The sequence below is a fragment of the Streptomyces sp. PH10-H1 genome (assembly GCF_030063355.1).
GTDB lineage: Bacteria > Actinomycetota > Actinomycetes > Streptomycetales > Streptomycetaceae > Actinacidiphila.
This window is the reverse complement of record NZ_JASISZ010000150.1, coordinates 1-7,026: the sequence shown is the minus strand read 5'-3', so window position 1 is coordinate 7,026 and position 7,026 is coordinate 1. Positions and strand designations below refer to the sequence as shown.

The 7,026-nt window shown below is 71.6% G+C and carries 2 protein-coding genes and 1 pseudogene; all 3 read right to left on the bottom strand.

Annotation, left to right across the window (positions count from 1 at the left end; genetic code table 11):
• The coding region (locus tag QMK24_RS42170) for an amino acid adenylation domain-containing protein (protein ID WP_502989174.1) at positions 1 to 1,134 on the bottom strand (1,134 nt) is incomplete at its 3' end.
• 114 nt (positions 1,135 to 1,248) lie between these two features.
• Positions 1,249 to 2,568 (bottom strand): annotated as a pseudogene (locus QMK24_RS42165) (condensation domain-containing protein); the annotation flags it as partial.
• Positions 2,568 to 7,026: non-ribosomal peptide synthetase (locus tag QMK24_RS40255; protein WP_283471870.1), on the bottom strand; the 4,459-nt coding region annotated here is incomplete at its 5' end. The pseudogene QMK24_RS42165 and the gene QMK24_RS40255, both read right to left, overlap by 1 nt.

The following is a 7,026-nucleotide window of genomic DNA, read 5'->3' as shown; positions in this document are numbered from 1 at the left end:
GATGTACTCGAGATTGCCCGAGTCGTCGGTGGTCCAGCGGGCAAGGTCCCCCGTGCGATACATCCGGGCACCGGGAACACCGAAGGGATCAGCGACGAAACGCTCCGCCGTCAACCCCGCACGGCGCCAGTAGCCCTGGGCCAGCCCGCCTCCGGCGAGATAGAGCTCTCCGGTCGCGCCGGGCGGCGCCAGCCGCAGGCCGCTGTCGAGCACGTACGCCCGCATGCCGTCCAGCGGCCGGCCGATCGGGATCGCCGCCGGGACCTCTTCGGCCGCGTCCAGCGCGAAGCTCGTGGCGAAGGTGGTGGTCTCGGTCGGTCCGTAGCCGTCGACCACGCGGATGCCCGGGCATGCCCGGAGTACGCGTCGGACCGCGTCGGCGGGCACCGCCTCACCCCCGGTCCACACCTCGCGCAGGCCGGCCAGGCAGCGTGCGGACTCCTCCGCGACCATCCGGAACAGGCCGGCCGTCAGCCAGACGGCCGTCACCCCTGAGGCGGCGATGGCCCGTTCCAGTTCCTCGGGGCCGAGCTGTCCGGCGGGCGCGACCACGATCTGACCGCCGTTCAGCAGCGGTACCCACAGCTCGTAGGTGGACGCGTCAAAGGCGTGCGCGGAGTGCAGCAGTACCCGCTGGTGCGCCCCGCCGCGGAAGCGCCCGTCCTGGGCCAGGTCCACGATGTTGCGGTGGGTGACCGCGACGCCCTTCGGCGTGCCGGTGGACCCGGAAGTGAACATCACGTACGCAGGCTGGTCCGGGTGGCCAACGGCCCCGGTCCGGCGCTCGGGCGCGGCGGCCGGACCGGTCGCGCCGCCCTCCGCGTCGAGGATGATCACTCGTAGCCCGCCGGTGAACGCGGTGTCCGGCGGGTCGGCGCTGGTCAGCAGGACGGATGCCCGGGTGTCCGCGACGGCCGCCCGCAAGCGGCTCTCGGGCCACCGCGCGTCGAGCGGCACATACACCGCTCCGGCCTTGACGGCCGCCAGCAGCGCGACCACCAGTGCGGCCGAGCGCTCCAGCAGGACGGCGACCGGGTCGCCGGGGGCGACGCCCTGGCCGGTCAGATGGCCGGCCAGCCGCTCAGCCCGGTCGTCGAGCTCCCGGTACGTCAGGGAGAGCTCTCCGCAGACCACGGCCGTCCGGTCGGGTGTCCGGGCCGCCTGGGCGGCGAAGAGCGCGGGCAGCGTGCCGGACAGGACGTCCCCGTCCCCGTTGCCGTCGGGACGGGCCCAGCCCAGCAGCTGCCGCCGCTCCGCCTCGTCCACGAGATCGACCTGCCCCACGCGTCGCGTGGGATCGGCGGTGAACTCGGCCACCAGCCGGGCCAGCCGGGCCACCAGAGCCTGCGCCTGCCGGTGAGTGAAGAGGTCCTCGCGGTAACTCAGCCGGAGCTCGAGCCTGGGGCCCGGGATGCCCAGCAGGGTCAGCGGATAGTGCGTCGCATCGGTACTGCTCACACCGGCGACGGACAAACCGCCCGGCAGTTCGAGGGCGGCCGGGTCGACGGGGAAGTTCTCGAAGACCGTCAACGTGTCGAAGAGCTCCGAGTGGCCCGCGGCCCGCTGGATCTCCGCCAGTCCGAGGTGCTGGTGCGGCATGAGCCCCAGCTGCTCCTCTTGGACGGTGCGCAGCAACGCGAGCAGAGAGGCGGACGGATCCAGCCGGACCCGCACCGGCAGGGTGCTCAGGAACAGCCCGACCATGGTCTCGATGCCGGGTATCTCCGCCGGGCGGCCCGACACAGTCGTGCCGAAGACCACGTCGTCGGAGCCGGTCAACCGCCCGAGCAGCAGACCCCACAGGCTGTTGATGACCGTACTCATGGTGAGCCCGTACTGCCTGGCCGCTGCCGTCAGTGCGGCAGTCTCCGACTCCGGCAGGTGCACGGCGGCCCGGCCCGGCGGGCCGGCCGGGATGCCGGAACCGGCGGGCGCGATCCGGGTCGGCTCATCGACGCCCGCGAGCGCCAGCCGCCACGCCTCCTGGGCAGCGGCCCGGTCCTGCCGGGCGAGCCAGGCGAGGTGGTAGCGGAACGGCGTAACGCGAGGCAGGGTCCGGTCGTCGCCGCGGTGCGCGTAAAGGTGGAACAGCTCGCGCACCAGGACCGGCGTGGACCAGCCGTCCAGCAGGATGTGATGGCAGGCGAAGAGCAGCCGGTGCCGGTGCGCGGTGGACCGCAGCAGGGTGAAGCGGATCAGCGGCGGCTGGGCCAGGTCGAAGCGGAGCACCCGGTCCTCGCCGGTCAGCCGCTCCAGCTCGGCGGACCGGCTTCCCTCGTCGAGCCCGCTGAGGTCGATCTCCTCCCAGGGCAGATCCACCACGCTCGGGATGAACTGCAGTGGCCGGACGAGCCGTTCGTGCCGGAATCCGGCTCGCAGATTCGCGTGCCTGCGCAGTAGCGCCAGCGCTGCCGCCTTCAGCTTCGCGGCGTCCAGCGGCCCTTCGAGATCCAGCCCGAACTGAGTGGTGTAAGCGTCCGGTCCCTGCTCGCTGTACAGGGCGTGGAACAGCAGGCCCTCCTGAAGCGGCGTCAGTGGAAGGACGCCCTCGATCTCCGACTTGCCCATCAGGACTCTCCCCATTCGTTCGTGATCGCGTTGATCTCGCTCTCGGAGACCAAGGGGAGATCCCAGAGCTCGCCGGCCAAGTCGTCCGCTGTGGAGGGCGCGACGTCCGACGGCCCCGCCCAGGCCGGCATCGAAGCGGCGATCGCCTCGACGGTCTTCCGAAGGAAGACGTCCTGGGGTGTGATGTCGAGGCCCGCCGTCCGTGCCCGGCTGACCACCTGGATGGAGCTGATGCTGTCGCCGCCCAGCCGGAAGAAGTCGTCGTCGATGCCGACCCTCGGCAGACCGAGGACAGTGGCGAACAGCTCGCAAAGGAGCCGTTCGGCCGGCGTGCGCGGGCCGTGGTCCGAGGCGCCGGCCCCGAAGTACGGCGCGGGCAGCGCACGACGGTCCAGCTTTCCGTTGGGGGTCACCGGGAAGGCGTCGAGCGGTACGAAGGCAGCGGGCACCATGTACTCGGGGAGTTGTCCGGCCAGGTGGGCACGGAGTGCCCCCGACAGGGCGCTGAGCCTGCGCGCGGCCGCCGGGTCGTTGGCGAAGGAGGCAAGCACCGCCCGCTGCACCGATCCGGGCAGGTACGCCGGGGCCGTGGGCAGATCGGCCGCCGCGGTGTCTGTGAGTACCACGTCGAGGCTGCCGTCGGCGGAGGTGGCGGTCAAGGTCACCGCCACTTGGTAACCGTGCTCCTCGCCGAGCCGGTGGAACAGCTCGGGGTCGATGCCTTCTCCGGCCGTACCGCTCACCGGGCGCCCCTCGTCCAGCGCGCGCATGGCCTCGATCTCCTGCGTCAGGCGGCCGTTGGGAACGCCCGTGATCCGCAGACGGCCGGGACGCCGGCCGGACAGCCGGTCGGCGACCGCGTCCAGGCCTGCGATGTCCGCGCCCCAGGTCAGTACCGGGACCGGCGGGTCGGACGGCCTCTCGGTGGGCCGGCCGGTGTGGATGACCGCGTCATAGCGGTAGCAGGTCAGTTCGTTGTGCGACCGGCCGCGCTTGACCAGCACATCGATGTCGGCGATGCCGTCGACCGCGCGTGGGAGCACGGCGAAGAAGTCCGGGTCGAGGAGGAGTTCGTTCTCGGACGCCATGGCTTGCTCGACCGCCTGCCGGACGCCGGAACCGTCCTTGACCGTGCGCGGGTGCCGCAACTCGACTGCGGTGCGCAGGCAGCGCAGCAGCCGCAGGTTCCGCACGTCGCCGACGAACACCCGCCCGCCAGGGGCGACCAGCCGTACCGCCTCGCGCAGGACGTCAAGCAGGTAGCCGGCGTTGGGGAAGTACTGCACCACGGAGTTGATGACTACCGTGTCGAAGAAGCCGACCGGGAGACCGTCGGTCACATCTGCGGCCTGGGTACGCAGCTCGACGCGGTCGGCGAGACCGGCATCGGCGACCTCACGGCGCAAGGTCTCTATGGCCTCGGCGGAGAAATCGGTCCCCCAGTACGCCTCGCACCGCGGGGCGACCTCGGCCAGGATCAGCCCGTTTCCGACGCCGAGTTCGAGCACCCGGCGGGGCTGGAAGGCGAGGATCTGCTCCGCGGCGGCGGCCCGCCACTCCTGCATCTCCGCCAACGGGATGGGCTGCCCGTCGTAGGCGCTCTTCCACACCGCGAAGTTCGCTCCGAGCTCGCCGACCGGTACTTCCTCCCGGTAGAGGGAGTCGTAGACCTCCTGCCACTGGTCGACCTGCTGCTGCTCGGTCGCCGAGTCGCGGACCTCCTCCGGCACCGCTGCGGGCACCAGATAGGCGACCAGTTGGACCGCTCCGGGCCGGTCCTCCCGGGGAACCACTGCGACCTGGGCCACCTGCGGGTGCTCGGCCAGGGCGCTCTCGATCTCGCCCAGCTCGATGCGGTGCCCGCGGATCTTGACCTGCTGGTCCGTCCGGCCGAGGTAGTGGAGTCGGCCCGTGGCGTCCCAGCGGGCGAGGTCCCCTGTGCGGTACATCCGCGAGCCCGGCGCGCCGAAGGGGTTCGCGACGAAGCGCTCGGCGGTCAGACCGGGCCGTCGCCAGTAGCCTCGGGCCAGACCGTCACCGGCCAGGTAGAGCTCACCGGCCACGCCGGCCGGCACCGGCTGGAGGCCCGCGTCCAGCACCAGCGCCTGAGTATTGGCGATCGGCCGACCGATGGCGGGCGCGCCCGGCTGCCCGGTGACCGGATCAGCGGTTGACCAGATGGTGGTCTCGGTGGGCCCGTACAGGTTGGTGACCTCAGTGGCCAGTTCACGCATCCGGGCCGCCAGAAGGGCTGGCAGGGCCTCGCCGCCGACCAGCATCCGCAACCCGCGCGCACCCTCCGGGAACCCGTCGAGCAGCGCCTGCCAGAGGGAGGGGGTGGCCTGCATGACGGTGGCCCGCTGCCGGGTGATCAGCTCGCCGAGCCGCGCCGGGTCCAGCACCTGGTCCCGGTCGGCCAGGACGACTGCCGCTCCGCTGAGCAGCGGCAGCCAGAGTTCGAGCGCGGCGATGTCGAAGGCGATCGTGGTGACCGCGACCAGTCGGTCCCCGGCCTCCAGGCCGAAGCAGTCGTCCATGCCCGTGAGGAAGTTGACCAGCGCTCCTCGAGGCACCACGACGCCCTTGGGGCGGCCGGTGGATCCGGAGGTGTAGATGACGTAGGCGGGGTGGCCGAGGGCCGACGGGCGCACCCGGTCGAGGTCGGTCGGATCGGTCCGCGGGCGCTGGGCGATCAGACCAGCGGTCTCGACCGAGTCCAGCCGCAGCCAGGGACGCCCGCCCGAGAGCTCGACGCTGCTCAGCACCTGGGCCGGCCGGGCGTCGGCGAGTACGAAGTCGATCCGCTCCGCCGGGTACTCGGGGTCGATCGGGAGGTAGCCGGCACCGGTCTTCAGGACCGCCAGCAGCGCGACCACGAGCTCGACGGATCTGGGCAGCAGCACCGCGACGAACTGCTCGGGCCCGATGCCCTGGGCGATCAGGTGGTGGGCGAGCCGGTTGGCGCGGTCGTTCAGCTCCGCATAGCTCAGCCTCTGATCGCCATGGATCAGGGCGGTGGCACCCGGAGCAGCCGCGGCCCGCGCGGCGAAGGCCTCCGGCAGGTCGGCCTGTGCGAGCCCACGGTCTGTGTCGTTGAACCGCACCAGGACCTGCTCGCGCTCCGCGGGATCCAGCACATTGAGGTGCCCGATCGGACGCTCGGGCCTGGCGGCCACCTCGGCCAGACAGCGCACCAGTCGCTCGGCCATCCGCTCAACGGTCGTCCGGTCGTAGAGGTCGGTGCTGAACTCGAGCTGGGCGTCGATGCCGGCCGGTGTACCGTCCTCGGCGTGCCGCTCGGTCAGGTGGAAGAACAGGTCGAACTTGGCGCCGGTACTGACGTGGGGCAGTTCGCTGACGTCCAGACCGGGGAAGGTCACCGTGGCGACCTCGGTGTTCTGCAGCGTGACCATGACCTGGAACAGCGGGTGCCGGGCCAGCGACCGGTCAGGGTTGATCACCTCGACCAGGCGCTCGAACGGCAGGTCCTGATGGGCGTAGGCGGCAAGAGCGGTCTCCCGGACACGGGCCACCAGCTCGGCGAAGGACGGGCCGCCGGACAGGTCCGTCCTGAGCACCAGGGTGTTCAGGAAGAACCCGACCAGTCCGTCCAGCCCCTCGTCGTTGCGGCCGGCGAGCGGCGTGCCCAGGGGAATGTCGTCCCCCGCACCCAGGCGGTGCAGCAGGGCTGCCACACCCGCCTGAAGGATCATGAACAGGCTGGCGTCGCAGCTGCGCGAGAGCGCGAGCAGGTCCCGGTGCAGCCCGTGGTCGAGGCGGAAACTCACGATGTCGCCGCGGTAACTGGCGACGGGGGGTCGAGGCCGGTCGGTCGGGAGCATCACCCCATCGGCCAGCTCGGAAAGCTGGCCGGTCCAGTAGGCCAGTTGGTGGGATATCGGGCTGTCCGGGTCCTGTTCGCCGCCGAGGAGTTCGCGCTGCCAGAGGGTGTAGTCGGCGTACTGGACCGGCAGGGCCGGCCAGCCCGGTGCGGTACCCGCGAGGCGCGCGGTGTACGCCGCCGACAGGTCCCGGGCCAGCGGGGCGAGTGACGATCCGTCACCCGCGATGTGGTGCAGGACCACCAACAGGACGTGGTCCATGGCGCCGAGCGCGAACAGATGTGCGCGCAGCGGTATCTCGGCGGACAGGTCGAAGCCCTCGGCCGACGCGGCGTGCAGCGCCGCGTCGAGCCCGGCCGCGTCAACGAGGGTGACCGGCAGCTCCGGACGGGCGTCGGCGGGAGCCAGTACCTCCTGCCAAGGCTTGCCGCCGTCTTCGGGAAAGACGGTGCGCAGGCTCTCGTGGCGCTCCACCACGTCGCCGAGCGCCGCCTGGAGCGCCTGGCGGTCCAACGGCCCGGAGAGCCGGACCGCCAGAGGGATGTTGTAGGTCCCGTTTGTCTGGTCGAGTTTGTCGATGAACCAGAGTCGTTGTTGGGCGTAGGACAGGGGGAGG